The organism is Nonomuraea roseoviolacea subsp. carminata (assembly GCF_024172185.1).
Lineage (GTDB): Bacteria > Actinomycetota > Actinomycetes > Streptosporangiales > Streptosporangiaceae > Nonomuraea > Nonomuraea roseoviolacea.
Genome location: NZ_JAMZEC010000001.1, coordinates 9,526,290 through 9,550,513 on the forward strand (window position 1 = coordinate 9,526,290; position 24,224 = coordinate 9,550,513).

Annotated in this window: 23 protein-coding genes; 12 read left to right on the plus strand and 11 right to left on the minus strand. The window is 73.0% G+C overall.

What is annotated here, in order from left to right; genetic code table 11:
- Nucleotides 1-10 precede the first annotated feature (10 nt).
- The 7 genes from HD595_RS44420 to HD595_RS44450 all read right to left on the minus strand — a co-directional run bounded on the left by HD595_RS44420 (nucleotide 11) and on the right by HD595_RS44450 (nucleotide 8,523).
- A complete protein-coding gene (locus tag HD595_RS44420) occupies nucleotides 11-1,543 on the minus strand; it encodes an alkaline phosphatase D family protein (protein WP_253780538.1) in 1,533 nt (510 codons plus the stop codon).
- 250 nt (nucleotides 1,544-1,793) lie between these two features.
- Nucleotides 1,794-2,375 carry an HAD family hydrolase gene (locus HD595_RS44425; RefSeq protein ID WP_253780540.1) on the minus strand — a complete coding sequence of 194 codons (582 nt, stop codon included), beginning with the start codon at nucleotides 2,373-2,375 and terminating at the stop codon, nucleotides 1,794-1,796.
- On the minus strand, nucleotides 2,372-3,190 hold the full coding sequence (locus tag HD595_RS44430; RefSeq protein WP_253780542.1) for a hypothetical protein: 819 nt from the start codon (nucleotides 3,188-3,190) through the stop codon (nucleotides 2,372-2,374). The genes HD595_RS44425 and HD595_RS44430 overlap by 4 nt, the downstream gene beginning before the upstream one ends.
- Nucleotides 3,191-3,330: 140 nt before the next feature.
- Complete coding sequence (gene arfB, locus HD595_RS44435) at nucleotides 3,331-3,738, minus strand: alternative ribosome rescue aminoacyl-tRNA hydrolase ArfB (protein ID WP_175598835.1); 408 nt, start codon at nucleotides 3,736-3,738, stop codon at nucleotides 3,331-3,333.
- A gap of 147 nt (nucleotides 3,739-3,885) precedes the next feature.
- On the minus strand, nucleotides 3,886-4,473 hold the full coding sequence (locus HD595_RS44440; RefSeq protein ID WP_253780545.1) for an NADPH-dependent FMN reductase: 588 nt from the start codon (nucleotides 4,471-4,473) through the stop codon (nucleotides 3,886-3,888).
- 230 nt (nucleotides 4,474-4,703) lie between these two features.
- Nucleotides 4,704-6,890: an ABC1 kinase family protein gene (locus HD595_RS44445; protein ID WP_253780547.1), complete on the minus strand. Its 2,187-nt coding sequence runs from the start codon at nucleotides 6,888-6,890 to the stop codon at nucleotides 4,704-4,706.
- A gap of 703 nt (nucleotides 6,891-7,593) precedes the next feature.
- Nucleotides 7,594-8,523, minus strand: coding sequence for an acyl-ACP desaturase (locus HD595_RS44450; RefSeq protein ID WP_253780550.1), 930 nt, complete (start codon nucleotides 8,521-8,523; stop codon nucleotides 7,594-7,596).
- A gap of 73 nt (nucleotides 8,524-8,596) precedes the next feature.
- Between HD595_RS44450 and HD595_RS44455 the strand changes: the two genes are divergently transcribed.
- The gene (locus HD595_RS44455) at nucleotides 8,597-9,070 is read left to right on the plus strand and encodes an NUDIX domain-containing protein (protein WP_253780553.1); all 474 of its coding nucleotides are present in this window, start codon (nucleotides 8,597-8,599) and stop codon (nucleotides 9,068-9,070) included.
- Here HD595_RS44455 and HD595_RS44460 read toward each other — a convergent pair.
- Together HD595_RS44460 and HD595_RS44465 are read right to left on the minus strand one after the other, a co-directional pair.
- Nucleotides 9,027-9,656: a hypothetical protein gene (locus tag HD595_RS44460; protein WP_253780556.1), complete on the minus strand. Its 630-nt coding sequence runs from the start codon at nucleotides 9,654-9,656 to the stop codon at nucleotides 9,027-9,029. The two genes, HD595_RS44455 and HD595_RS44460, sit on opposite strands and share 44 nt — an antisense overlap.
- 45 nt (nucleotides 9,657-9,701) lie before the next feature.
- Nucleotides 9,702-10,481, minus strand: a complete 780-nt coding sequence (locus HD595_RS44465) for an HAD-IIA family hydrolase (protein WP_253780559.1) — start codon at nucleotides 10,479-10,481, stop codon at nucleotides 9,702-9,704.
- Between the two features lie 62 nt (nucleotides 10,482-10,543).
- On the opposite strand from HD595_RS44465, the gene HD595_RS44470 reads away from it, so the two are divergent.
- From HD595_RS44470 to HD595_RS44505, 8 genes are all read left to right on the plus strand, one after another.
- Nucleotides 10,544-11,776 carry a M20 metallopeptidase family protein gene (locus tag HD595_RS44470; RefSeq protein WP_253780562.1) on the plus strand — a complete coding sequence of 411 codons (1,233 nt, stop codon included), beginning with the start codon at nucleotides 10,544-10,546 and terminating at the stop codon, nucleotides 11,774-11,776.
- Between the two features lie 149 nt (nucleotides 11,777-11,925).
- On the plus strand, nucleotides 11,926-12,678 hold the full coding sequence (locus HD595_RS44475; RefSeq protein ID WP_253780565.1) for an aminotransferase class IV: 753 nt from the start codon (nucleotides 11,926-11,928) through the stop codon (nucleotides 12,676-12,678).
- A gap of 173 nt (nucleotides 12,679-12,851) precedes the next feature.
- Nucleotides 12,852-14,678: an ABC transporter substrate-binding protein gene (locus HD595_RS44480; RefSeq protein ID WP_253780567.1), complete on the plus strand. Its 1,827-nt coding sequence runs from the start codon at nucleotides 12,852-12,854 to the stop codon at nucleotides 14,676-14,678.
- Nucleotides 14,679-14,685: 7 nt separating this feature from the next.
- Nucleotides 14,686-15,693: an ABC transporter permease gene (locus HD595_RS44485; protein ID WP_253780570.1), complete on the plus strand. Its 1,008-nt coding sequence runs from the start codon at nucleotides 14,686-14,688 to the stop codon at nucleotides 15,691-15,693.
- Nucleotides 15,690-16,607 (plus strand): ABC transporter permease, encoded by a 918-nt coding sequence (locus tag HD595_RS44490; RefSeq protein ID WP_253780573.1) that lies wholly within the window; start codon nucleotides 15,690-15,692, stop codon nucleotides 16,605-16,607. The genes HD595_RS44485 and HD595_RS44490 overlap by 4 nt, the downstream gene beginning before the upstream one ends.
- A 6-nt stretch (nucleotides 16,608-16,613) precedes the next feature.
- The gene (locus HD595_RS44495; protein ID WP_253780576.1) at nucleotides 16,614-17,654 is read left to right on the plus strand and encodes an ABC transporter ATP-binding protein; all 1,041 of its coding nucleotides are present in this window, start codon (nucleotides 16,614-16,616) and stop codon (nucleotides 17,652-17,654) included.
- Nucleotides 17,651-18,661, plus strand: coding sequence for an ABC transporter ATP-binding protein (locus HD595_RS44500; RefSeq protein WP_253780579.1), 1,011 nt, complete (start codon nucleotides 17,651-17,653; stop codon nucleotides 18,659-18,661). The genes HD595_RS44495 and HD595_RS44500 overlap by 4 nt, the downstream gene beginning before the upstream one ends.
- Nucleotides 18,662-18,666: 5 nt before the next feature.
- On the plus strand, nucleotides 18,667-19,533 hold the full coding sequence (locus HD595_RS44505) for a GNAT family N-acetyltransferase (protein ID WP_253780582.1): 867 nt from the start codon (nucleotides 18,667-18,669) through the stop codon (nucleotides 19,531-19,533).
- Between the two features lie 2 nt (nucleotides 19,534-19,535).
- Here the strand turns inward: HD595_RS44505 and HD595_RS44510 are convergent, their stop codons facing one another.
- Nucleotides 19,536-20,648, minus strand: coding sequence for an exo-beta-N-acetylmuramidase NamZ family protein (locus tag HD595_RS44510; protein ID WP_253780585.1), 1,113 nt, complete (start codon nucleotides 20,646-20,648; stop codon nucleotides 19,536-19,538).
- 57 nt (nucleotides 20,649-20,705) lie between these two features.
- Between HD595_RS44510 and murQ the strand changes: the two genes are divergently transcribed.
- On the plus strand, nucleotides 20,706-21,674 hold the full coding sequence (gene murQ, locus HD595_RS44515) for an N-acetylmuramic acid 6-phosphate etherase (RefSeq protein ID WP_253780588.1): 969 nt from the start codon (nucleotides 20,706-20,708) through the stop codon (nucleotides 21,672-21,674).
- A 36-nt stretch (nucleotides 21,675-21,710) separates the two neighbouring features.
- Nucleotides 21,711-22,766, plus strand: a complete 1,056-nt coding sequence (locus HD595_RS44520; RefSeq protein ID WP_253780591.1) for a serine hydrolase domain-containing protein — start codon at nucleotides 21,711-21,713, stop codon at nucleotides 22,764-22,766.
- Between the two features lie 68 nt (nucleotides 22,767-22,834).
- Here HD595_RS44520 and HD595_RS44525 read toward each other — a convergent pair whose 3' ends face one another.
- The gene (locus HD595_RS44525) at nucleotides 22,835-23,737 is read right to left on the minus strand and encodes a TIGR03619 family F420-dependent LLM class oxidoreductase (protein WP_253780594.1); all 903 of its coding nucleotides are present in this window, start codon (nucleotides 23,735-23,737) and stop codon (nucleotides 22,835-22,837) included.
- A 98-nt stretch (nucleotides 23,738-23,835) separates the two neighbouring features.
- Between HD595_RS44525 and HD595_RS44530 the strand changes: the two genes are divergently transcribed.
- Nucleotides 23,836-24,171 carry a DUF6225 family protein gene (locus HD595_RS44530; RefSeq protein WP_253780597.1) on the plus strand — a complete coding sequence of 112 codons (336 nt, stop codon included), beginning with the start codon at nucleotides 23,836-23,838 and terminating at the stop codon, nucleotides 24,169-24,171.
- The last annotated feature ends 53 nt before the right edge of the window (nucleotides 24,172-24,224 follow it).

A 24,224-nucleotide genomic window follows, 5' to 3' on the forward strand; every position in this document is an offset into this window, starting at 1 on the left:
TGACAGGTGCTCAGGCGCGGGCCTGGGCGGAGGACGGGATGGTGACGCGGTGCGCCGTCTTCGCCCGGGCGCCCCTGCGCGAGATGTAGTCGAGGGTCCGGTAGTCGACCGACAGCTCGTCGCGGCCGAGCCGGGCCATGAGGTAGCCGCGCCGCTGGTCGATGAACGAGATGTGCGGGTTCTCCGCCACCGCCTCGGCGATCCACGTCCTGTCGCGGTAGCCGTCGCCGTCGCTGGCGATCGAGGAGGCGATGAGCTCCTTGGCGATCACGGGCGCGTCGGGGTCGTCGAAGTCGGTCTTGAGGTCGGCGAGGTGGTGCATGTGCGCGTCGCCGGTCAGGACGACGGGGTTGGAGGTGGCGGCGAGCGAGCCGAGCAGCCGCGTGCGCTCGGGGGCGTAGCCGTCCCAGGAGTCGAGGTTGACCTCGCGGCCGGGCCCGACCTTGTAGTCGCGCTGCGTCATCATGATCTGCTGGCCGAGCAGGTTCCAGCGGGCGTCCGAGCCGCGCAGGCCGCTCTCCAGCCAGCTCCACTGGCCGGAGCCGAGCAGGGTCCGCTTCGCCGACAGCCGGTCGTCGCAGCCGGCCCGTACACCGTCGAGGCACGCCTGGTCGTCGCGGAACTGGCGGGTGTCGAGCAGGTGGAAGCGGGCCAGCGGCCCCCAGGAGACGCGCCGGTTGACCCGCAGCACGGCGCCCTGGAGGCTGGCGCGGCGCAGCGGCATGTTCTCGTAGTAGGCGCGGAAGGCGTCGGCGCGGCGGCGGGCGAACCCGGGCGCGCCGGTGCTGGAGACGGGGCCGGCCCAGTTGTTCTCGATCTCGTGGTCGTCGAAGGCGACCAGCCACGGGGCGGTGGCGTGGGCGTGCTGGAGGTCGGGGTCGCTCTTGTACTGGGCGTGGCGCAGCCGGTAGTCGGCCAGCGTCCGGCACTTGCCGGGCGTGTGGGTGCGGACCCGGCCGGCGAGGGCGGTGTAGCCGCTGGGGCCGTACTCGTACATGTAGTCGCCGAGGAAGACGACGAGCTCCGGCTCGTCCTCGGCCAGGCGGCGGTAGGCGGTGTAGTAGCCGTGCTCGTAGTGGGCGCACGCGGCGACGGCGAATCTCAGCGGCCGCTCCACGGCCGGAGTGGTCCTGGTGCGGCCGGCGGGCGACAGGCGGCCCTGGGACCGGAAGCGGTAGAAGTACTCGCGGCCCGCCTCCAGGCCGTCCACCTCGACGTGGACGCTGTGCGCGGCGCCCGCGCGGGCCGTCGCGGTGCCGGTGCGGACGACGGAACGGAAGCGCTCGTCGGTGGCGATCTGCCAGTCGACGTCCACGTCGCGGGCGGGCATGCCGCCGCGGCCGTCGCCGCCGAGCGGGTCGGTGGCCAGGCGGGTCCAGAGCACGAAGCCGCCGGTGGAGGGGTCGCCGGAGGCGACGCCGAGCGTGAACGGGTCGCCCTTGAGCGCCCGGGAGGCGGAGGCCCGGGCCGGGGAGGTGAGAGGGCCGCCGGCCTGGGTGACCAGGCCGGCGGCAGCCGCGGTGAGGAAGGATCTGCGGTTCACGCCTCAGGTATGTCCGGCGCCGCTGACCCGGTCATGACAGCGGCGCCACGTACGAGTGAACAGCTCCGGTCGGAGCGGCGTGTGCGGTGGTCAGAGGCGCCGACGGGCGGCCTGAGGTGAAGACCGCGGTGGTGAGAGGCGCGAACCGGCCGCCTGAGGGGGGACCGCGACGCTCAGAGGCGCGAACCGGCCGCCTGAGGGGGGGACCGCGACGCTCAGAGGCGCGAACCGGTCGCCTGAGGGGCGGGGTTCACAGGCCCAGGTCGGCGCGGAGGGCGGCCGCCGTGGTGAAGGCCAGGGCGGTCATGCCCGCCGCCCGCGCCCCGGCCACGTTGTCCGGTCGGTCGTCCACGAACACCACGTCGGCGGGGTCGGCGTCCAGCTCGCGGGCGAGGTGGTCGTAGATCGCGCGATCCGGCTTCACCAGGCCGATCCGGCCGCTGTAGACGCGGTGCGGGATGGCCGCGATCCAGGGCAGCGCGTCCAGGCCGTCGGCCACGCAGGCGGGGGCGTTGGACAGCAGGCCCACCGGCCGGCCGGCGGCGAGCAGCTCGCCGAGGAGCGCGACCGTCCCCTCGTCCGGGTGCGACCAGCTCGCCAGGTCCAGGGCGTTCAGGCGGGTGACCTGCTCCGCGGCGACGGACCGGCCCAGCGCCGCCGACCAGAACTCCTCCGGCGTCAGCGTGCCCCGGTCGAAGTCGAGGCGGTGCTTCCAGTAGCCGTCCAGGAACGCCTCGGGGTCGGCGCCGGACCCCCTGATCATCGCCTCAACGTCGGCCTCGGGCTGGTCGAGGGACAGGACGTTGCCGTAGTCGAACACGATCCACTTCATACGAGAAAGGGTCGCAGATGCGGGTCGAGCGCGGGGCAGCCCAGATACTTCTCGGCCGTGTGGAAGTCGATCCAGTCGAGGTTGACCAGCTCCTCGACGTCCACCCCGGTGAAGCTGTCACACAGGTCCGGCGGGATGGCCGCGATGTCGTCCTTGTCGGCGATGTTCACCCAGCGCCGCACGCCGGGCGGGCGGCCGCCGCGGCCGTTGACGGGCGCGGGCAGGAGGCGTTCGAAGATGACGTTGCGCATGCCGAGGGGGCTGCCGAGGGTCAGCAGCAGGTCCACCTGGAGCGTGGGGTCGGACCAGAGGGCCTCGTAGGCGACGACGCTGCCGAGCGAATGGGCGACGACGACGCGCGGCCCGTTGCGCCGGATCGTCGCGGCGACGGCCTGCCGCACCCGCTCCCGCCGGACGGCGTCGGTCAGGTACGCGGCCACCTCGGGCGCGAACAGCCCGGCGAACGCCGCCGAGCGGGCGTCGAGCCGGGTCAGCAGCCATCCCGTGAACGTGCGCAGCGCCCCGGTGACGTGCTCGCCCCAGCCGCGCTGCCGGGCCCATTCGGCGAGGACGTGGTGGGCGTCGGCGCCCATGGCGGCGAACGCCGTCGGCCCCTGCTCGGGGGCGCGGTCACGCAGGAGGTGGGAGAAGTAGGCGACCTCGGTGAAGTACGGCCGGGGCTCGCCGCCGAGCGCCGCGTGTAAGTAGCGGTCCCACTTGAGGCGCATCGCCTCGGCCGCGCCGCTCGCCGAGTTCCCGGCGTTGACGTAGTAGTCGTACTTCCCGATTCCGTGCACGCCGACGATGCCCGCCACAGCGCCTCCCCACTAGACCGGCAGATTCCCGGCGATGGTCGCACATGTCGCTTGCATCACACCATCAAGCCGCGAAACGGCCGGGGCGCGGGCGCCTGCGGTCCGCATGACGCGCCCGCGGGATGGGGCAGGCGGGGCGGTCAGGGGTCGCGGCGCAGGCGTTTGAGGTCGGCGCGCTGCTTCTTGGCGGCGATGCGCCGCTCGACCGACCCGCGGCTCGGCTTGGTGGGGCGGCGGCGCTTGGGCGGGGGCGCGATCGCCTCCCTCAGGCGCTGCGCCAGCCGCTGGCAGGCCGCTTCGCGGTTGCGCAGCTGCGAACGGTACTCGGAGGCGGCGATCGTGATGGTCGCCGTGCCCAGCCGGTCGAGGGCGCGCGCCTTGAGGGCCGGCGGGAACGCGGTGCTGGCCGCCAGGTCGAAGCTGAGCTCCACCCGGCTGTCCGTGGTGTTGACGCCCTGGCCGCCCGGGCCGGAGGAGCGCGAGAAGCGCCACACGAGCTCGGCGTCGGGGATGACGACCGCGTCGTTGACGACCAGCGGGCCGGGCATCGTGGTCAGCTCCTGTCGTGGTGTCCGTTCTGTTCCTCAACCGTACCGATCGGACGGGCGCGGCGGCCAACGGCTTTTCGCCCCGTACACGGGTCCGGCCCGACCGGGTGTCGGTCGGGCCGGAGAGGCGGGTGGTGAGCGGGGCCGTCAGGCGGTGAGGGCGGCCTGCCGCTTCAGCGCGGGCGGCCTGAGTGGTACGGGTTCCATGACGGGCACGGGCTCGCCGACCGCGGCCGGGCACAGGCGGCTCACCACGTCCCGCACCTGCTCGCGCAGCCGTCCCACGGTGAGGCGGCCCCGTTCGTCGAAGTGCGGGCTGAGCGGCGAGATCACCAGCTCGGCCCCCATGACCACGGCCCCCGCCTCGGTGAGCTGCCGGTACAGCTCGGCCTGCGCCCACATGGCGCCGCAGGGCCGCGCGCTGGCGCTCATCACCGCGACGTGCTTGCCGGTCAGCGCGCCGGAGGCGGACAACCACCGCAGGGCGTCGCCCAGCTCGACGGGCAGCAGGCTGTGCTCGGGCGCGATCAGCAGCAGCGCGTCGGCGTCGTCGACCAGGCGGAGCAGCCCGGAGGGCGGGTCGGGCACGGGTCCGGCGGTGAACGGCGGCACGGCGGCGAGTTCCGTCCAGGGCGTGAAGTCCACGCCGGACGGGAGCTCGCCGCCGACCGCCGTCAGCAATCTATTGATGAAGGATCCTGCGTGGAGGCTCGCGGCGATCCCGATGATTCTCACCCTCTGCTCCCGAAGGATCTCGATGTGGTGCCCATGGGCGGGAACCTGCCCGATGTCGGGGATGTCCAACACCAGTCGAGGGTCAAGTTGCCGCCGGAGCCGGAGGGCCGCGCGCGCAGGGCTGTGACCTGGGCGAACGGCCGCCGGAGCGAGATCTACAGAATAACATTCTGGTGCTGGTGGGATCAGGGTGACGATCAAGAGATCGCCTGGTCACCCGCCGTGAGCGGCTACGGGCGGGCGTCGCGAGGCCGCCGGAACACGACGATCAGCACCCGCAGCACCAGGATGGCGCTGATCACCAGCAGGTTGTAGCCGATGAGCTGGAAGAGGCTGATCGCCGGGGTGACCTGCGGCCCGCCGTCGAGGCCGAGGAGGATCGCCGCCATCAGCCCGGCCGTCGCCCCGAGGACGGTCAGCAGCACCTGGTGCAGCAGCCCCGTCAGGAAGCGGCGGTCGCGGTCGTCGGCGAGCAGCCGGACGTTCACGCCCAGGCGGCCGTGCTCGGCGGCGCTCGCGATGCGCTCGATCCGGCGCGGCAGGCGCCGCAACATGGGCAGCAGCGTGGCCACCTCCTGGACGACCGTCTCCTTGACCGTGCCGGCGTCGAGCCGCTCGGACAGGTGGCGGCCGGCGAACGCGCGCGCCTCGGCGACGAGGTCGAAGCCCGGCGCCAGCCGCTGCAGCGTCCCCTCCAGCGTGGCGAGGGCGCGGAAGACCGCGGCGACCTCCGGCGGCACGGACAGCCCGTGCCCGGAGACGATCCTGAACAGGTCGGTGAACATCTGGACGCTCGCCGATCCCGGCACCAGGTGCCTGGCCATGAACTGGCCGAGCGCGCGTTCCAGCGCCGGCTCGTCGACGTCCTCCGGCCTCGGCATGACCTCCAGCAGCGCGTCGGTGACGGCCACCGGGTCCTGCCGGTTCATGGCGAGCAGGAAGCGCTGGAGCGCCGAGCGCACGGCGGCGTCCAGACGTCCCACCGAGCCGAAGTCGAGCAGCGCGAGCGTGCCGTCGTCCAGCAGCATGAGGTTGCCCGGGTGCGGGTCGGCGTGGAAGACGCCCTCCACGAGCACCTGCCTGAGCAGGCAGTCCAGCAGGGCGCGGGCGCGTTCGAGACCGCGGGCGCCGTCGTCGGCGGCGGCCAGCGGGCGGCCCGTCAGCCGCTCCATGACGAGCACGCGCTCACCGCACAGGGACGGGACCGGCGCCGGGTACGTGACCGTGACGCCCCCGGCCTCCCCCGGAGCCCCGGGGGCCGAGCCCGGCGCCGGGAACGCGTCGATGAGCGGGAGCGCGCCCGAGGCCGCTGACGCATCGGGGCCCCAGGACCCGCCGTCCGGCACGTCAGATGTGCCGGGTGTGCCGGGTGTGCCGGGTGTGCCGGACGCGCCGGAGTCCCGGGACGCGCTGAACGGGTTGACCGGGCCGGACGATCCGCCGGACGACCGGTATCCGATGACGGCCGCCATGTTGGCCGCCTCGACGCGGAAATCCAGCTCCTCGCGCAGCGCCACCGCGAACCCCTCGGCCAGCTCCCGGACCCCGAGCGAGCGGCCCCAGCGGGTGCGGGTCTCCAGGGTGGCGGCCAGGCGGCGCACGATGTCGAGGTCCCTGGCCACGACCCGGTCGATGCCGGGCCGGCGCACCTTGACCACGACGCTCTCCCCGGTGCGCAGCCGGGCGGCGTGCACCTGGGCGATCGACGCGGCGGCCAGCGGCGTGCGGTCGAACTCCGCGAACACGCTCTCGGGCGGGCCGCCCAGCTCGGCCGTCAGCACCGGCTCGATCTGCTCCCACGGCGCGTGGGCGACCCGGTCCTGCAGCAGGCCGAGCTCCTCCACGAACTCCGCCGGCAGCAGGTCGCGGCGCGTGGACAGCACCTGGCCGAGCTTGACGAACGTGACGCCGCCGTCGTCGAGCGCCTGGCGCAGCGACGCCGCGAGCCGCCGCCTGCCGGGCCGGTCCTCGACCCGCGCCCCACGTCCGCGCAGGTACGGGCCGAGGCCGTGGCGGATCGCGATGCGGGTGATCTGGGAGTACCGCCTGGCCCGGGAGACCCGGCCGCGCATCGAGCGGGCCAGCTCCAGGGGGCCGGGGATGGAGCCGGGCGGGACCAGTGCCTCGGCCAGCACCAGGAGCACCATGGGGATGAGCACGACGCACATGCCGACGAGCAGGAGCACCCAGAGGGCGCCGATGCCGGGATCGACCGGCCTCCCGCCGGTGGTGGGCCGGGGGAAGGAGTTGAGGATCGGCGAGAGCAGCGGGGCGGACAGGGTGAAGGCCAGCAAGCCGGCCAGGAACGTCCGGATCGCCCCGAACCTCACTCCCAGCAGTCGCCGGGCGGCACCCGCCAGCAGGAGGATCATCACCAGGGCGGCGACGGAGACGACCAGCGTCACGGGGAAGTCCATGGCTCTGGATCATCCCAGACAAAACACCCCACACATCTCAGGTAGACGAGGTCACGCCAGGCCCGTAGGGGCGAGCGACCCTTCGGGGAGAGAGGGGACAATCCCCCACACATCTCACGTAGACGAGATCACCCCAGGCCCGTGAGGGCGAGCGACCCTTCGGGGAGAGAGGGGGACGATCCCCCACACATCTCAGGTAGACGAGATCACGCCAGGCCCGTGGGGGCGAGCGATTCTTGAGGGGCGGGACATTCCCTCACACCACCCTAGGTAGAGAGCCACGCCGGGCCCCGACCGGGGCGGGCGACTCCTCGGGGGCGGGCACTCCCATGCACCACGCGCGGTGAAGGCGGGCGGTGCTCCGGGGAAGCCTCAGGGGCGGCCGCGCCAGGCTCCGCGAGAGCGGGCGACATCACAAGAGCGGGACACTCCCCCGCCCCACCCGTGGCGAAGGCGGGCGGTGCTCCGGGGAAGCCTCAGGGGCGGCCGCGCCAGGCTCCGCGAGGGCGGGCGGCATCGCAAGGGCGGGACACTCCCCCGCGCCACCCGTGGCGAGGGCGGGCGCGCTTCGGGGAAGCCTCAAGGACGGCCGCGCCAGGCTCCGCGAGGGCGGGCGGCAGGTCGAGGGAGCGAGAGGGAGGCGGGGGATGCCGGGCCCGGCGGGGGGTGGCCGGGCGGGCGGGGGTGGGTCGTCGCGGTGGGGTCAGCGGGCGGCGGCGGCGCGGGCGCGGCGCTCCTCGCGGCGCTCCACGAAGCGCGCGGCCGTGGCCTCGGTCTTGGCGAGGAACGCCGACAGCTCCTCGCGGGCCTGCTCGCCCTCGGCGTCGAGACCGGTCTTGTCGAAGACCGACCACTGCCGCAGCACCGGCATGAGCACGTCGTCCAGGTGGAGGCGCAGGTCGTAGATGCCCTCGTTGGCGATGATCATCGCCTTGCGGGTGAAGCCCTCGATGCTCGATCCCGGCATCTGGAAGGTGGTGACCACGTCGGTCACGGCCCGCATCGTCTGGTTGGGGTCGAGCTCGAAGGCCGCCTTGAGCAGGTTGCGGTAGAAGAGCATGTGCAGGTTCTCGTCGGCGGCGATGCGGGCGAGCAGCCGCTCGCAGCCCTCGTCGCCCGACGCCCGGCCGGTGTTGCGGTGCGCGATGCGGGTCGCGAGCTCCTGGAAGGAGACGTACGCGAGCTGCTGGAGCATCGTGGTGTACTCGCTGGCGAAGCCGTTCTCCATGTGGGTCATGCGGGCGCGCTCCAGCGCGACCGGGTCGACCGCGCGCGTGACCGTGAGGTAGTCGCGGATGGCGGTGCCGTGGCGGTCCTCCTCGGCGGTCCAGCGGTGGACCCACGTGCCCCACGCGCCGTCGCGGCCGAACGTGGTGGCGATCTCGTGGTGGTAGCTGGGGAGGTTGTCCTCGGTGAGCAGGTTGACGATCAGGGAGACGCGGGCCGCCTCGGGCAGCTTGGAGTCGCTGTCCTGCCAGGCCTCACCACCGTAGACGCCGTCGAAGTCGCGGCCCTCGCTCCACGGTACGTACTCGTGGGGGAACCACTCCTTGGCCATCGTGTGATGGCGGTCGAGCTCTCCCGCGACCACGGGTTCGAGCTCGTGCAGAAGCTGCGTCTGCGTCATCGCCATAAGAACGTTCTCCTTTGTTACGGGACCGTAGGTTAGGGTACCCGAAGCCCGCTCCCGTCCCGTAAGGAGAGTCATGCGTCCCAGCGTGCGTGGCCTGCTGCTCGACCGCGAGGAGCGGCTGCTGTTGTTCCGGCGGACGGTCCCGGGGCGCGAGGTCTACTGGTCGGTGCCCGGCGGCCACGTGGAGCCGGGCGACGCCACGCTGGAGCACACGCTGCACCGGGAGCTGCTGGAGGAGCTGGGCGCCACGGTCTCGGCCGTGACGCCGCTGACCACGGTGCGCTATCCGTGGCAGGGCGGGGTGAAGGTGCAGCACGTGTACGGCTGCCGGCTGGTCGCCATGGACTGGGCGCTGCGCCACGGCCCGGAGGTGGACGACGCGGCGCGCGGCCGCTACGAGGTGGAGCGGGTGCCGCTGCGCCGCTCGGAGATCACCTCCCGGCACGTGGTGCCGGAGGCGGTCGCCGGCTACCTGTCGGAGCACATCGCCGCCCTGCCCCGGCTCATCCCTCGCGACGGTCCTCGATCTCCCACAGGTGGTCGATGACGTGCCAGGCCAGCCGGCGGGTGGCGTAGCGCGGCGTCCAGCGCGTGCCGCCCGGCGGCTCCCAGGGCCGGGCCAGCACCTCGGCGAGCTCCTCGCGCATCGCGTCGCGGTCCTCGCGCGAGCGGTACGGCTTGTGCCGGACGTCGAGCTGGCGGGCGTAGGAGCGCTCGGCCTCGACGACGTGGTCGTAGATCCTGGACGTGTCGCGCCCCCCTCCCCTGGGCCCCTTGCGCAGCTCCTCCGGCGAAACCGCCACGGTCTCGTCGAACAGCTCCCACGCGGCGCGCAGCAGCGCCACCTGCCTGCGCGCCTCCTCGGCGTCCAGCGGCTCCAGGTCCAGCTCGGGCATGGTCGAGGGCGCGCCGAAGTCGGTGGTCGCGTCGCCGGGCACCCGCTCGGCGACGACGGGATCGCCCGGCTCGAACGCGAGACCGGCCCGCTCGGCGATCACCCGGTAGCGGGGCACGTAGTCCATGAGCAGGTCGAGGGCCGCCTCCTCGCCCTTGGTGACGCGGCACCAGCCGGGCCACTCCAGCGAGCAGGCGAAGACCTTCTTGGAGCCGAGCTCCAGGTAGACACGGGTCATGGCGCCCAGCCTGCCACGCGTACCTGTCAGCCCGCGTCAGGTACGTCAGACGAGGTCGACGAGATCCGCGACCGACTCGACCACGAGCGAGGGACGGTAGGGGAAGCGGTCGATCTGCTGGGGCTGGGTGACGCCGGTCAGCACGAGGATCGTGTAGAGACCGGCCTCCATGCCGCACACCACGTCGGTGTCCATGCGGTCGCCGATCATCGCGGTCGTCTCGCTGTGGCCCTCGATGGCGTTGAGCGCGCTGCGCATCATCCGGGGGTTGGGCTTGCCGACGAAGTAGGGGTCGACGCCCGTCGCCTTGGTGATCATCGCGGCGACCGCGCCGCAGGCCGGCAGGGAGCCCTCGGTGGAGGGGCCGATCGGGTCGGGGTTGGTGGCGATGAAGCGGGCGCCGTTCTCGATGAGCCGGATCGCGCGGGTGATCTGGGTGAAGCTGTAGGTGCGGGTCTCGCCGAGCACGACGTAGTCGGGGTCGAGGTCGGTGAGGATGTAGCCGACCTCGTGCAGGGCCGTGGTCAGGCCGGCCTCGCCGATCACGTACGCCGAGCCGCCGGGCCGCTGGTCGTCGAGGAACTCGGCGGTGGCCAGGGCGGAGGTCCAGATCGACTGCTCCGGCACCTCCAGGCCCGCCGCCGCGAGCCGTACGGACAGGTCGCGGGGCGTGTAGATCGAGTTGTTGGTCAGCACCCTGAACGGCTTGCCCGAGTCGCTGAGCCGCTTGATGAAGATGTCGGCGCCGGGAACGGGGCGGCCCTCGTGCACGAGGACGCCGTCCATGTCGGAGAGCCAGTAATCGATCCGTTTACGCTCGGTCACCCGGTCATCGTACCGAGGGGGTCTTGTCGACTTCGCGACCGGTCTATGAGCGAATAGGGGCTATGTCGCTCACGTCGTTCACCGAATCCGCGCAGGACCTGCGCGACGAGCTGGTCGCGCTGCGCCGCTCGCTGCACGCCACCCCCGAGATCGGCCTCACGCTGCCGCGCACCCAGGAGAAGGTCCTGGAGGCGCTCGACGGGCTCCCTCTGGAGATCTCGACGGGCACCGCGCTCAGCTCCGTCACCGCGGTGCTGCGCGGCGGCGGCCGCCCGGCCGGCGGGGATGCCCCGGTCGTGCTGCTGCGCGGCGACATGGACGGCCTGCCGGTGGCCGAGCGCAACGACCTGCCGTACCGCTCTGAGATCGACGGCCGGATGCACGCGTGCGGCCACGACCTGCACACGGCGATGCTGGCGGGCGCGGCGCGGCTGCTGAGCGGGCGGCGCGAGGAGCTGGCGGGCGACGTCGTGTTCATGTTCCAGCCCGGCGAGGAGGGGTTCGAGGGCGCCAAGGTCATGATCGACGAGGGGGTGCTGGAGGCGGCGGGGACCCGCCCGGTCGCCGCGTACGGCCTGCACGTGATCTCCTCCATGCTGCCGCCGGGCCTGTTCACCTCGCGGCCGGGGCCGATGATGGCGGCGGCCGACGTGTTCCAGGTGCGGGTCAAGGGGCGCGGCGGCCACGGCTCCAGCCCGCACCGGGCGCTGGACCCGGTGCAGGCGGGCTGCGCGATGGTGACCGAGCTGCAGACGATGGTGACGCGCACGTTCGACGTGTTCGACCCGGTGGTGGTCACGGTCGGGCAGTTCCACGGCGGGACGGCCGACAACGTGATCCCGGACGAGGCGTACTTCGAGGCGACGCTGCGCACGTTCAGCGCGGAAGCGCGGGCCGTGGCGAAGCGGCGGCTGGTCGAGGTCGTGGAGGGCGTCGCGGCGGCGCACGCGCTGGGCGTGGAGACCTCCTTCGGCATGGGCTACCCGGTGACGGTCAACGACGCCGACGAGGCGGGCTTCGCCGAGCGCACGGCCGGCGACCTGTTCGGGCCGGGCCGGTTCCTGGTCACGCCGCAGCCGGTGATGGGGTCGGAGGACTTCTCGTACGTGCTGGAGCGGGTGCCGGGGGCGTTCCTGTTCCTCGGGGCGTGCCCGGCGGACCGCGACCCGGCGACGGCGCCGTACAACCACTCCCCCGAGGCGCTGTTCGACGACGCGGTGGTGCCGGACGGCGCGGCGCTGCTCGCGACGCTGGCCCGCGACCGCCTCACCGCGGCGGCGGCCCTGGACGCCTGAGCGACCAGGAAGACGCCTGAGCGACCCGGAGAGTCGCCCGAGCGCCCGGAGGGATGCCTTCCCGGGCGCCCGGAGAGACCCGGGGCGCCCGGAGGGTCGAACGCCCGGAGGGTCGAACGCGCCCGCCCGCGTTCCCTAGGCTGGGACGCGTGATCGATCGTGTAGCCGTCGACGGCCGGCCCGCGGGCGCCGGCGACCTCGGGCTCGCCGCGGCGGCCCGCTACGGGCACTTCACCGCCATGCAGGTGCGCGGGGGCCGGGTGCGCGGCCTGGCCCTGCACCTGGCCCGCCTCCGTGCCGCGAACGAGGAGCTGTTCGGCGCGGGCCTCGACGAGGAGCTGGTCCTGGCCACCGCGCGGCACGCCCTGGACGGCGCGTCCGACGCGAGCGTGCGGGTGATCGTCGCCGAGCGCGACGGCGTGCGGGTGATCGCCACGGCCGCGCCCCCGCACGCCTGGCCGGACACCCCGCTCTCGCTGCTGCCCGTGCGCTACGCGCGCTACCTGCCGCACATCAAGCACCTCGGCGGCTTCCCGCAGGCCCACCTGGCCCGCAGCGCGCCGGCCGAAGGCTTCGACGACGTGCTGTTCGTGGACGCGGACGGCTTCGTCTCCGAGGCGTCGATCGCCAACCTGGGCTGCTTCGACGGCGAGCGGCTCGTCTGGCCGGACGCCCCGATGCTGCGCGGCATCACCATGGCGCTGCTGGAGGAGGGCGAGCTGCCGAGCGAGCGCCGGCCGCTGAAGGTCGCCGACCTGGTGGACCGTCCGGCGGTCTTCATGACGAACTCGTGGGGCGTCGTGCCGGTTTCGCAGGTCGGTGACCTGCGGATACGCTCGGACGAGGCTGCCCTGGCCCGGGTGCGGGACGCCTACGAGCGGGTGCCCTGGGACGTGATCTGACCCGCTCTTCCCGGCCCGCCGGCGATGGAGCCGAGCGCCATTGCGGACACCCATGAAGGAAAGTTACATTAGCCTCACAACCCCTGGAGATTATTGACGCGCCCTTGGCGCGACCGTAGGGTCCGGTCAATCCTGCAGATCCTGAACAGGTCAGACATCCCCCGGAGCGGAACATGAAGCGACTAGCAGCGGCAGCGGCGTTGCTGGGCCTTGCAGCCACCGTGACAGCGTGCAGCGGTGGTTCCACCAACAAGTCCGGTTCGGGCGGAGGTGGCGGGCTCTTCACCACGATCGACGTGAACAGGCCCGGTCTGGACGCGTCGGCCCCGGCCAACCCCTACAACCCGAAGGGGAACTCGTTCCCCGCCTTCAACTCGATGAAGCTGGGCTGGGTCAAGAACCACCTGACGGACCCGAACCAGGCGCTCCCGGGCATCGCGGCCAGCTGGGAGGTCGCCCCCGACAACTCCGCCATCACGCTGAAGCTCCAGCCGAACGCGAAGTGGTCGGACGGCCAGCCGGTCACCGCCGAGGACGTCAAGATGTCCATCGGGATCGCGTACACGCAGGGCAGCACCGCCTTCTCGGTCACCCCGGGCGCGGCCGGAGTCGCCTCGGACGTGACCGTGGTCGACGACAAGACCCTGAAGATCACGCAGGAGATGGCCAACCCGAGCCCCAAGTTCGTGCGCGGCGTGCTGGACACCACGGTCCTGCCGTCCCACGTCTGGAAGGACGTCCTGCCCGCGACGTTCTGGGACACGCTGAAGGCCGCCCGCGGTGACGACGCCGCCGCCGAGAAGGCGCGCGCCGACATCACCGCCCTCGGCCAGAAGGTCCTCACCTTCGCCCCGCCGAAGGACGTCTCGGCCGGCCCGTTCGTGCTGGAGCGGGTCAACCCCGCCGAGGCGCTGCTGGTCAAGAACAAGAACTTCTACAACGCCGCCAACGTGGCCCCGGCCCAGGTGAAGTTCCTCAACTACACCGGCAACGAGCAGATCTGGAACTACCTCACCGCCGGCAAGCTCGACCAGTCCGGCTTCATCGCGGCCCCCACGGACGTGATGAACCGGATCAAGCAGGCGCCGGGCAACGAGGTCATCAAGGGCTACTCGCCGGTGGCCGTGAGCATGGCCTTCAACCAGTCCAAGAAGCCGTACGACAACGTGCACGTGCGCCGCGGCCTGGCCTACCTCATCAACCGCGACGAGGTCACCAAGGTCGCCTCGCCCGAGGGCGGCACCCCGGCCGTCACCACCAGCGGCATCCACCAGAAGGCCGCCCAGGCGTGGATCCCCGACACGCTGCCCAAGCTCGACCCGTACAAGCCGGACCCGGCCAAGGCGGAGGCCGAGTTCAAGCAGGCCGGCCTGGCCAAGAAGGACGGCAAGTGGACCCTCGCCGACGGCACGCCGTGGAAGGTGTCCATGCACGCGCCCTCCGGCTTCTCCGACTGGCTGTCGGCCCAGGAGAACATCAAGAGCCAGCTCGTCAAGAACGGCATCGACGCCGAGGTCGTCACCACCACCGACTACCCGCTCTACCTGGAGGAGCTGGCGGCCGGCAAGTACGACGTCGGCTTCTGGCTGATGGCGCTCGGCCCCGCGCCGTACGACATCTTCCAGCGCCTCTACGGCGCCTCCAACGGCTGGACGAACGTGGCCGGCAAGGTCACGCACGCCGCGCCCGGCAAGAACGGCAACTGGATGGGCGGCCCCGAGCAGATCGAGGTCGACGGCGCCAAGATCAACCCCGGTGAGCTGACCGGCAAGCTCAACACGGCCACCGCCGACCAGGCCAAGCCGATCATGGCCCAGCTCGCCACCGCCGCCAACCAGGACCTCCCGGTCATCCAGCTCTGGGACTACGTCAACAACCAGTTCGTCAACAACACCCGCTTCACCGGCTGGCCGCACGACGACGAGATCCTCCGCCTGGGCACCGGGGTGCTCCCCGCCGGCGTGTGGATCCAGCTCGGCATGGTCAAGGCGAAGCAGTAAGGCCCATATGACGGTCATCGCACGGCGACTCGCGGGCCACCTGGCCCGCGGGCTCGTCATGATCCTCGTGGTCGCCACGATCAGCTTCTTCATCGTCAACAACATCCCGGGCGACCCCATGGCCGCCCGCTACGAGAAGCTCATCGAGGGCGGCATGTCCCCGGAGGCGGCCGCGCAGGCCGTCAAGGTGCTCTACGGCTTCCAGCCGACCGGCACCCTGTGGCAGCAGTACACCGACTACATGGGCGGCCTGCTCCACCTCGACCTCGGCGTCTCCGTCAGCAGGCCCGGCACCCCGGTCCTCGACGTGCTGGGCGAGGCGGCGAAGTGGACGGTGCTGCCCGTGCTGGCGGGCACGCTGCTGAGCTTCCTCGTCGGCGTCATGCTCGGGGTGTTCGCGGCGATCAGGCGCACGAGCAAGCTGGGCGACGCCCTGGCGATCTCCGGCTCGCTGCTGCACGGCATCCCGCAGTACGTGCTGGCGATGCTGCTCGTGGTGATCTTCGCGACGCTCATCCCGATCCTGCCCGCCGACGGGCCGGTGGACATCCTCTTCGAACCCGGGTTCAACGCCGGCTACATCGGATCGCTCGCCGAGCACGCCGTGCTGCCGGTCGTCACCTACGCCCTGTCGGCGTACGGCGGCTGGATCCTGGCGATGAAGTCGAGTGTGGTGACCGTCCTGGGCGACGACTTCATCCTGGCCGCCGAGCTGCGCGGGATGAAGCGCTCGATCGTCTTCCGCTACATCGCGCGCAACGCGATCCTGCCGCTGTTCACGATCCTGGCGCTGTCGCTGGGTCTGCTGCTCGGCGGCGCGGTGTTCATCGAGAAGATCTTCAACTACCCGGGCCTCGGCCTGATGCTCATCGACGGCGTCAACGACCGCGACTACGCGCTGATGAGCGGGGCGTTCCTGCTCATCACGGGCGCGGTGATCGTGGCCAACATCGTGGCCGACCTCTTCTACAGCACGATCGACCCGCGGGTGCGCAGCGGCGAGGAGGCGGCATGAGCGCCACGGTCATCCCCGAGACCTCCGGCGGCGGCATCTCCACGGCCTCGGCCATGCGGCGCAACTTCTGGCGCGGCGTGTGGCGGGTCATGAGACGCAAGCCCAGCCGGCTGGCCGGCGCGGTCATCCTGGTCGGCTTCGCGTTCATGGCCGTCCTCGGGCCGATGTTCTACCCCGACAACCTGCCGGGCGACGCCAACGCCATCACGCGCCCGCCGAGCTGGGAGCACTGGTTCGGCACCGACCCGCAGGGCCGCGACGTGCTCGCGCTGGTCATCACCGGCTCCCGTTACGTGCTGCTCAGCGCCGCCGTGACCGCGCTCATCACCGTGGTCTTCGGCACCGGGCTCGGGCTGTTCTCCGGCTTCAAGCGGGGCCGCTGGGACACCGTGCTCATGCGGGTCACCGACATGAAGCTGACGATCCCCGGCCTGCCCCTGCTGCTCGTCCTCGCGACGGTCTGGAAGTTCGGCAACCCGCTGCAGATGGGCCTCGTGCTCGGCCTGCTCGGCTGGGGCGGCGTGGCCCGCGCGGTGCGGGCCCAGACGCTGTCGCTGCGCGAGCGCGGCTTCATCGAGGCGGCGCGCGGGCTGGGCCTGTCCACCGGCCACATCATCGGCAAGGAGCTGCTGCCGAGCATGGCGCCGTACATCGCGATGAACATGCTCATCGCGGTCACCGGCGCCGTCTACGCGCAGGTCGGCCTGTTCTTCCTCGGCGTGCTGCCGTACGAGTCGAACAACTGGGGCGTCATGCTCAACCTGGCCGTCTTCCAGGCCGGCGCGATGATCACCCCGTACGCGCTCGGCTACCTGCTGGCGCCGCTGCTCGCGATCCTGCTGCTGACGCTCGGCATCGTGCTCGTCGTCGACGCCATGGACGAGATCTTCAACCCCCGGCTGCGTGAGGAGTAACCACCGGTGGCCCAGCCAGAGACGGCACCCCCGCAGACGGCACCCGCGCCTGTCCCGGCGCCGGTCACGCCCGCGCCCGGGGTGCGCATCGACGGCCTGACCGTCGTCTACAAGACCACCGCGGGCGAGCTGCCGGCCGTTCGCGACGTCAGCCTCACCCTGGAGCCCGGCTCGATCACCGGCATCGTCGGCGAGTCCGGGTCCGGCAAGTCCACGCTGGCGCTGTCGCTGCTCAACGCGGTGCAGCCACCGGGGCGGATCGCGGCCGGCAGCGTGGAGATCGACGGGCTCGGCGACGTCGTCGGGCTCGCGGGCGAGCGGCTGCGCAAGGCGCGCGGCGCGCACATCGGGTACGTCTTCCAGGCGGCCCAGAACTCCCTGAACCCGCTCAAGACGGTCGGCAAGCAGCTCCTCGACCTGGGCCGCTCCCACGGCGTGGACGACCTGCGCGGCCTGGTGCGCGAGGCGAAGGAGCTGCTCGGCCGGATGGGGCTGGACGGCGCGCGGGTGCTCGACTCGCACCAGCACGAGCTGTCCGGCGGCATGCGGCAGCGGGTCGGCATCATGCTGGCGCTGGTGCTCAACGCCCATCTCGTCGTCCTCGACGAGCCGACCACCGCCCTCGACATGATCACCCAGGCCAACATCCTGAAGATCGTGCGCGAGGTCCACGCCGAGCGCGGCCTGACCACGCTGGTCATCACCCACGACATCGGCGTGGTGGCCGAGGTGGCCGATCGGCTGGCCGTCATGTACGGCGGGCGGCTGGTGGAGCAGGGACCCACGCGCGAGGTGCTGCACGCGCCCCGCCACCCCTACACCCGGGGCCTCATCCAGGCCATCCCCCGCCTGGTCGGCGACATCGACGAGGCGCGGGCGCTGCCCGGCCGGCCGCCGACGCTGGCGACCGTGCCGAAGCAGGGCTGCGTGTTCCGGGAACGCTGCGCCCTGCGCATGGACATCTGTGAGACCGACGATCCGGCGGCCCTGGCCGACGGGCCGAGGATCGTGGCCTGCCACGCGGTGGGCGTGAAGGAGCGCGCGTGATCACGGCTACCGGCATCACCAGGACCTTCAGGCAGCGGGGCGGCGTGCTCGCCGGGCGCGAGGTGCAGGCGCTGCGCGGCGTCGACTTCTCGATCGCCAAGGGCGGGGCCGCCTCGTTCATCGGCGAGTCGGGCTGCGGCAAGACCACGCTGGGGCGGATCATCGCGGGGCTGGAGTCGTACGACGGCGGCGAGATCGCCATCGGCGGCACGCCGATGACGCCGCTCAAGCCCAAGCAGCGCCAGCCGCACTTCCGCAAGATCCAGATGATCCACCAGGACCCCTACTCGGCCCTGAACCCCACCCGCACCATCCACCAGACCCTCCAGGCGCCGCTGGCGCTGCGGGCCCGCCAGACCGGCCGCTCGAAGCAGTGGATGGAGGAGCGGGCCGCCGAGGTGCTGTCGCTGGTCGGCCTCGACCCGGGCAGCGTGCTGTCGCGCTACCCGCACCAGCTCTCCGGCGGCATGCGGCAGCGCGTCGTCATCGCCCGCGCGCTGACCGTGGACCCCGAGATGCTCGTCGCCGACGAGGCCGTCTCGATGATCGACGTGTCGCTGCGGCTCGGCATCCTCGCGCTGCTGAAGGACCTGCGCGAGCGGCTCGGCGTGGCCGTGCTGTTCATCACCCACGACGTGGCCACCGCCCGCTACATCGGCGACGACGGCGAGCTGTTCGTCATCTACCGGGGCCAGGTCGTGGAGCGCGGGCCGGTGGACACCGTCATCGCCGACCCGGTCCACCCGTACACGCAGTCGCTGCTGTCGGCCATCCCCGTGCTGCACGGGCTGGAGGAGCCGGGCGAGCAGCCGGTCGTGCCGCTGGAGTCGCTGGACGAGTCGCGGGCCGACGCCGGCTGCCTGTTCGCCCGCCGCTGCCCGTTCCGGAGCGAGCGGTGCGAGAGCGAGCTGCCGCTGCTCCAGGTGACCGACGGCGTCCCGCAGGAGCACGCCTGCTTCCACCCGGAGCGCCGCAGCGTGATCGCCCGCCCGCTGAGCGGCGTGTGATCCGCGTGCGCGAGGGTTCCGCTCTGGGCGGGGAGGACCTGGAGCGGGCCGTCCGGGCCGCGGAGGCGGCGCTGACGCTGGACGCCCCCGAGGCGGGCGCGCTGGTGCGGCGGCTGGCCGCCCCACCGCCGGACCGCGTCTGGGGCGCGCTGGTGACCGACGGCGGCGTGGTCCTGGCGTCCCTGTCGTCGCGCGAGCCCACCGTGGGCCACCTGGACCTGCTGGCCGTCCATCCGGAACGGCAGGGCCGCGGCCTCGGCCGGGAGCTGGTCCGCGCGGCCGAGGAGTGGCTGCGCGGTCGCGGCGCGACGCAGGTGCGCCTGGCCGGCAACCCGCCGTGCTACGCCTGGCCGGGCGTGGACGTCCGCTACACCGCCGCCGCCTGCCTGGCCGAGAGCCTCGGCTACGAGCGCTACCACGTCGCCTGGAACATGACCGCCCCCCTCGGCCCCGGCGCCGACCTGTCCACCGAGGCCGACGAGGCCCTGCTGGCCGGCCAGGGCGTGGCCGTGCGCCGGGCCGGCGACGACCGCGACCGGGTGGCCGCGTTCGTGGCGGAGCACTGGAACGAGCGCTGGGCCTGGGAGGCGGCCAACGCCGCCGGCCTGCACTACGCCGAGCGCGACGGCCGGGTGCTGGCGTTCGCGGCGTGGGGCGCGCGGCCCGCGTGGTTCGGGCCGATGGGCACGGCGCCGGAGGCGCGCGGGCTCGGCGTGGGCCGGGTGCTGCTGCGCCGCTGCCTGGCCGAGCAGCGCGCCGCCGGGCAGGACACCGCCGAGATCGGCTGGGTGGGGCCGCTGCGGTTCTACGCGCGCGCCGTGGGCGCGCGCGCCGAACGCGTCTTCTGGCTCTACCGGCGCGACCTGGCGTGATGTCACGCGTAGAGCAACGGTCCTCCTGGGGGCGCGGGCTCGGGGCACAGCGCCCGCGGGTCCTCGCCCTTGTCCAGGCACGCCGTGAGCGTGTCCGACCCCCACAGGTGGTCCTCGAAGCCCTCGGGCCCCCACCAGCCGAAGCCGTCCGGGTGGAGCGTGCGGGCCACGTGCAGCATGGACACGCCGGTCAGCACCGGCCGGAACGCGGCCCGGTCGTGGACGTGGAGCTGGACGCCGCGCACGGCCGCCCCCGCGTGCTTGTGGAAGGTGGGGGTGAACCAGGTGTCGCGGAAGCGCACCCCCGGCAGGCCGAGGGCGTTCAGCTCGGCGGCGAAGCGCTCGTCCACGAACGGCGCGCCGACCAGCTCGAACGGCCGGGTCGTGCCGCGCCCCTCCGAGAACGTGGTGCCCTCGAACAGCGCGGTGCCCGGGTAGGCGAGCGCGGTGTCGGGGGTCGGCATGTTGACCGACGGCATCACCCACGGCAGCCCGGTCGCGGCGGCGTCCATGTCGCGCCGCCAGCCCTCCATCCGCACGACCTCCAGGTCGAGGTCGAAGCCGAACAGCAGCGCCAGCTCCCCCACGGTCCTGCCGTGCCGCACCGGGATCGGGAAGCGGCCGACGAAGCTCGCGAACGCCGGGTCCAGCCCCGGCCCCTCGGTCACGGCGCCGCCGAGCGGGTTCGGCCGGTCGAGCACCACGAACCGCAGGCCCAGCCGCTGCGCCGAGGCCATGAGGTCGTACATCGTCCACACGAAGGTGTAGAAGCGGGCGCCCACGTCGGCGATGTCGAAGACCAGCGTGTCCACCCCCGAGCGGGCGACCACCTCGTCCAGCGCCGCGCCGGACCGCTTGTGGGTGTCGTAGGCGGGCAGGCCCGTCCTCGGGTCGGTGGTGTCGGGCTCGCTGGAGTCGGCCTGCGCGGTGCCGCGCACACCGTGCTCCGGCCCGAACAGCGCCACCAGCGGCGCGCCGCCGGCCAGCAGCGCCTCGGCCGTGGGTGTCAGATCGGGAAGGACCCCGGTGGGGTTGGTGATGAGGCCGAGCCGCCGTCCACCCGCCAGAGAGGGATCCGCGGCCAGCCGTTCGGCTCCGGTTCGCACGTACGTCATGAATCCATAGTCTGAAAGATATTTACAAGAGAGAAGGAGAAGGTGGAAATTAGCGTCATGATTGATCCGCTACCCGAGCCCTCCACCGATGCGTCCACCGGGTCCTCCGCCGGATCTTCCGGCGGGCCCGCCGTGCCCGCCGGGGAGCTGGCCACCGAGCAGAGCGACCCCCGTTACGCCCAGATCGACCGGCTGCCGACCGAGCAGATCGCGAGCCTGATGAACCAGGCCGACGCCGCGGTGCCCGCCGCGGTCGCGGTGGCGGTCCCCGCCATCTCGGCCGCGATCGACGCGATCTCGGCGCGGATGGGCTCGGGCGGCCGGCTGCTGTACGTCGGCGCGGGCACCTCGGGACGGCTCGCCGTGCTCGACGCCTCGGAGTGCCCGCCCACGTTCGGCACGGACCCCGAGCTGGTCCAGGGCGTCATCGCCGGCGGCCCGGACGCGCTGACCCGGTCCGTGGAGGGCGCGGAGGACGACGCCGAGGCCGGCGCCGCGGACATGGCGCGCCTGGAGGTGGGACCGCTCGACTCGGTGGTGGGCGTGTCCGCCAGCGGCCGTGCCCCGTTCGTGCTGGGCGCCCTGGCCGAGGCGCGGCGGCGCGGCGCGCTGACCGCGGCCCTGTCGTGCAACGACGGCGCGCCCCTGTCGGCCGCCGCCGAGCACGCGATCGAGGTCGTCGTGGGGCCCGAGGTGGTGGCCGGCTCGACCCGCCTCAAGGCGGGCACCGCCCAGAAGCTCGTCCTCAACATGATCTCCACGATCGTGATGGTGCGGCTCGGCCGCACGTACGGGAACCGGATGATCGAGATGTCGGCCATGAACAGCAAGCTCGCCGACCGGGCGGTGCGCATGGTCGTCGACATCACCGGCGCCGACCGGGAGACCGCGGCCCGGGCCGTGGACGAGGCCGGCGGCCAGGCCAAGACGGCCGTGGTGATGATCCAGCACGGGCTCGACGCGGAGGGCGCCCGGGCGCTGCTGGAGTCGCACGGCGAGCGGCTCAGCGACGCGCTGAGCGGCTGACGCCGGGGACGCCGGGGACGAGGGAGAGGGGGGAAGGTGGCGGAGGGACTCAAGGAGGTCCTGGCCGGCGCGGTGCCGCGCGTGTGCTCGGCGGCTGTCGCGCTCGTCGCCGTGGACGGCGAGGTCGCGGCGGCGGCGGTGGCCGGCGAGCTGGTCAGGTACACCGACGGCGAGGGCACCCTGGCCGGCGAGCGTCCGCCGGCGCGCCGCGACTCGATCTTCGACCTGGCCTCGGTGAGCAAGCTGTTCACCACGGCCGTCGTGCTGTCCCTGGCCGAGGAGGGCCGCCTCGATCTGGACGAGCCGGTGGCGGCCTGGCTGCCCGGGCGCGACCCGCGGATCACGCCGCGCCGCCTGCTCACCCACACGGCCGGGCTCCCGCCCACCCGCCGCGTGGACCTGGAGCTGCCGCACGCCGGCCACGCCGAACGGCTGGACGCGATCATCGACACGCCCGTCACCGGCCCCGTCGGCGGGCCGTACCTCTACTCCGACGTCGGCATGATCACGATGGGCCGCGTGGCCGAGCTCGCGGGCGGCGCGCCGCTCGACGAGCTGGTCCGCGCCCGCGTCACCGGCGTGCTGGGGCTGGACGGGACCGGCTACCGGCCCGGTCCCGGGCGACTGGCACGCGTGGCGGCCACCGAGTGGAAGCCGGAACGGCCCGGGGCGGGGTGCGTGCGCGGCGAGGTGCACGACGAGACCTGCCACGGCCTGGGCGGCGTGGCGGGCCACGCGGGGCTGTTCGCCCCGGCCGACGACCTGCTGGCCTTCGGCGAGGCGCTGCGGCGCGGCGGCGGCGCGGTGCTGCGGCCGGAGAGCGTGGCCGAGATGGTCCGCGACCAGGGGGCCGAGGGGGCGGCGTTCCGCCACGGGCTCGGGGTGCGGATCGGCGACCCGGGCATCGTGGGGCCGCTGGAGGGTGCGTACGGGCATTCCGGGTTCACGGGGACGTCGCTGGTCGTGGACCCGGCGCGCGGGCTGACGGTGGTGCTGCTGACCAACGCCGTGCACCCGCTGCGCGGCCGGGAGGGCATCCGCGACCTGCGCCGCGCCGTGGCCGCCGAGGCGCTCCGCCTGTCCCGCCCCTGACCGCCGCTGGGACGCCCGGGGCTCGGGCGTCCTGAGACCGGACGTCTTCGGGCTCGGACGTCCAGGGCTCAGGCGTTGGGGGCGAGGGCCTCCAGGGCCTCCTCGGCGCGGCGCATGGCCTCCTCCGGCTCCGCGGTGACGATCTCGGGGTCGAAGTTGAGGTCGTGGAAGACCTCCGTCACGCCGCGCGCCCCGAGGTCGTCCACGTCGCGCCGGATCTCCTCGTACGTGCCGGACAACGGCGGCCGGTCCCCCTCCTCCGCCCCCGCCGGGCGCACCCGGGTGACGCCGCGGCACACGATGCGCAGCGCCCCGGGGTCACGGCCGGCCTCCCGGGCGGCGTCCTTGACCGCGGCCACGCGCGGCGCGATGCCCGCCAGGTCCTCCCTGCTGGAGCTGATCCAGCCGTCGGCGAGCCGGCCCGCCCGGCGCAGCGCCGGCTCGGCCGCGCCGCCCAGCAGGATCGGGGGCGCGTGCTCAGGGCGCGGGTCGAGATGGGACGGCGGGACCCGGTAGAACTCGCCCGAGTGGTCGATCACGTCCTCGGTCAGCGCCGCGCGCAGCAGCCGCGTGAACTCCTCGACCCGCCGGCCGCGCCGCTCGAAACCGACCCCCGCGGCCTCGAACTCCTCGCGCAGCCAGCCCAGCCCCAGCCCCGCCGTCAGCCGCCCGCCGGACACGATCTGCAGCGAGGCGAGCTGCTTGGCCAGCACGACCGGCTGCACGTAGGCGTTGACGACGGCCACGCCGAGCCTGATCGTCCCGGTGACCCCCGCCAGGTACGACAGCGTGACCACCGGGTCGTGGACGCTGCGGTACACCGGCCCCATCGGATGGCCCACCGGGTACAGCACCCGCTGGAATGTCCACAGCTCCGCGTAGCCGAGCTCCTCGGCCCGGGCGGCCACGCGGCGCATGTTGGCGGGCGTGGCCCAGGCGCCCGACTGCGGCACGGCGAAACCGATTCTCATGCCTTCAGTCTGACCTACCCGCATTCCCTCCATGAGAGGGCAGTGGCAAGATCGGGGCGTATGCCACGTTTCAGGCTGCTCGACCAACGAGGAGAGTCATGACGAGCCAGGACGTGCCGCAGGCGACCGTCGTGCCGTGGAAGGGCGTCACCGACTCCCTGGGCCGACGCGCGTGGACGATCGGGCAGCTCAGGGCGGCCATCGCGGACCTGCCCGACAAGGCCCCGTTCGTGATCCACGTGGAGGTCGACGACGACGGCGAGTACGACGAGTACGAGGACCAGATCGTCGTGGGCGCCGGCTACGGCGAAGTGGACTGGGAGGACGGGTACGGCGCGGAGGCCGACCCGCTGTTCGGCCTGGTGTCCACTCGCCCCCTCGATCCCGCCTTGCTCATTCAGCCGGACCGGCCTCGTCGCGATGGCGGCGGCTAGCGGTCACGCGGCCGGCCCGATCCGGTGATCGCGTCCGGCGGCGTAAACCGCAC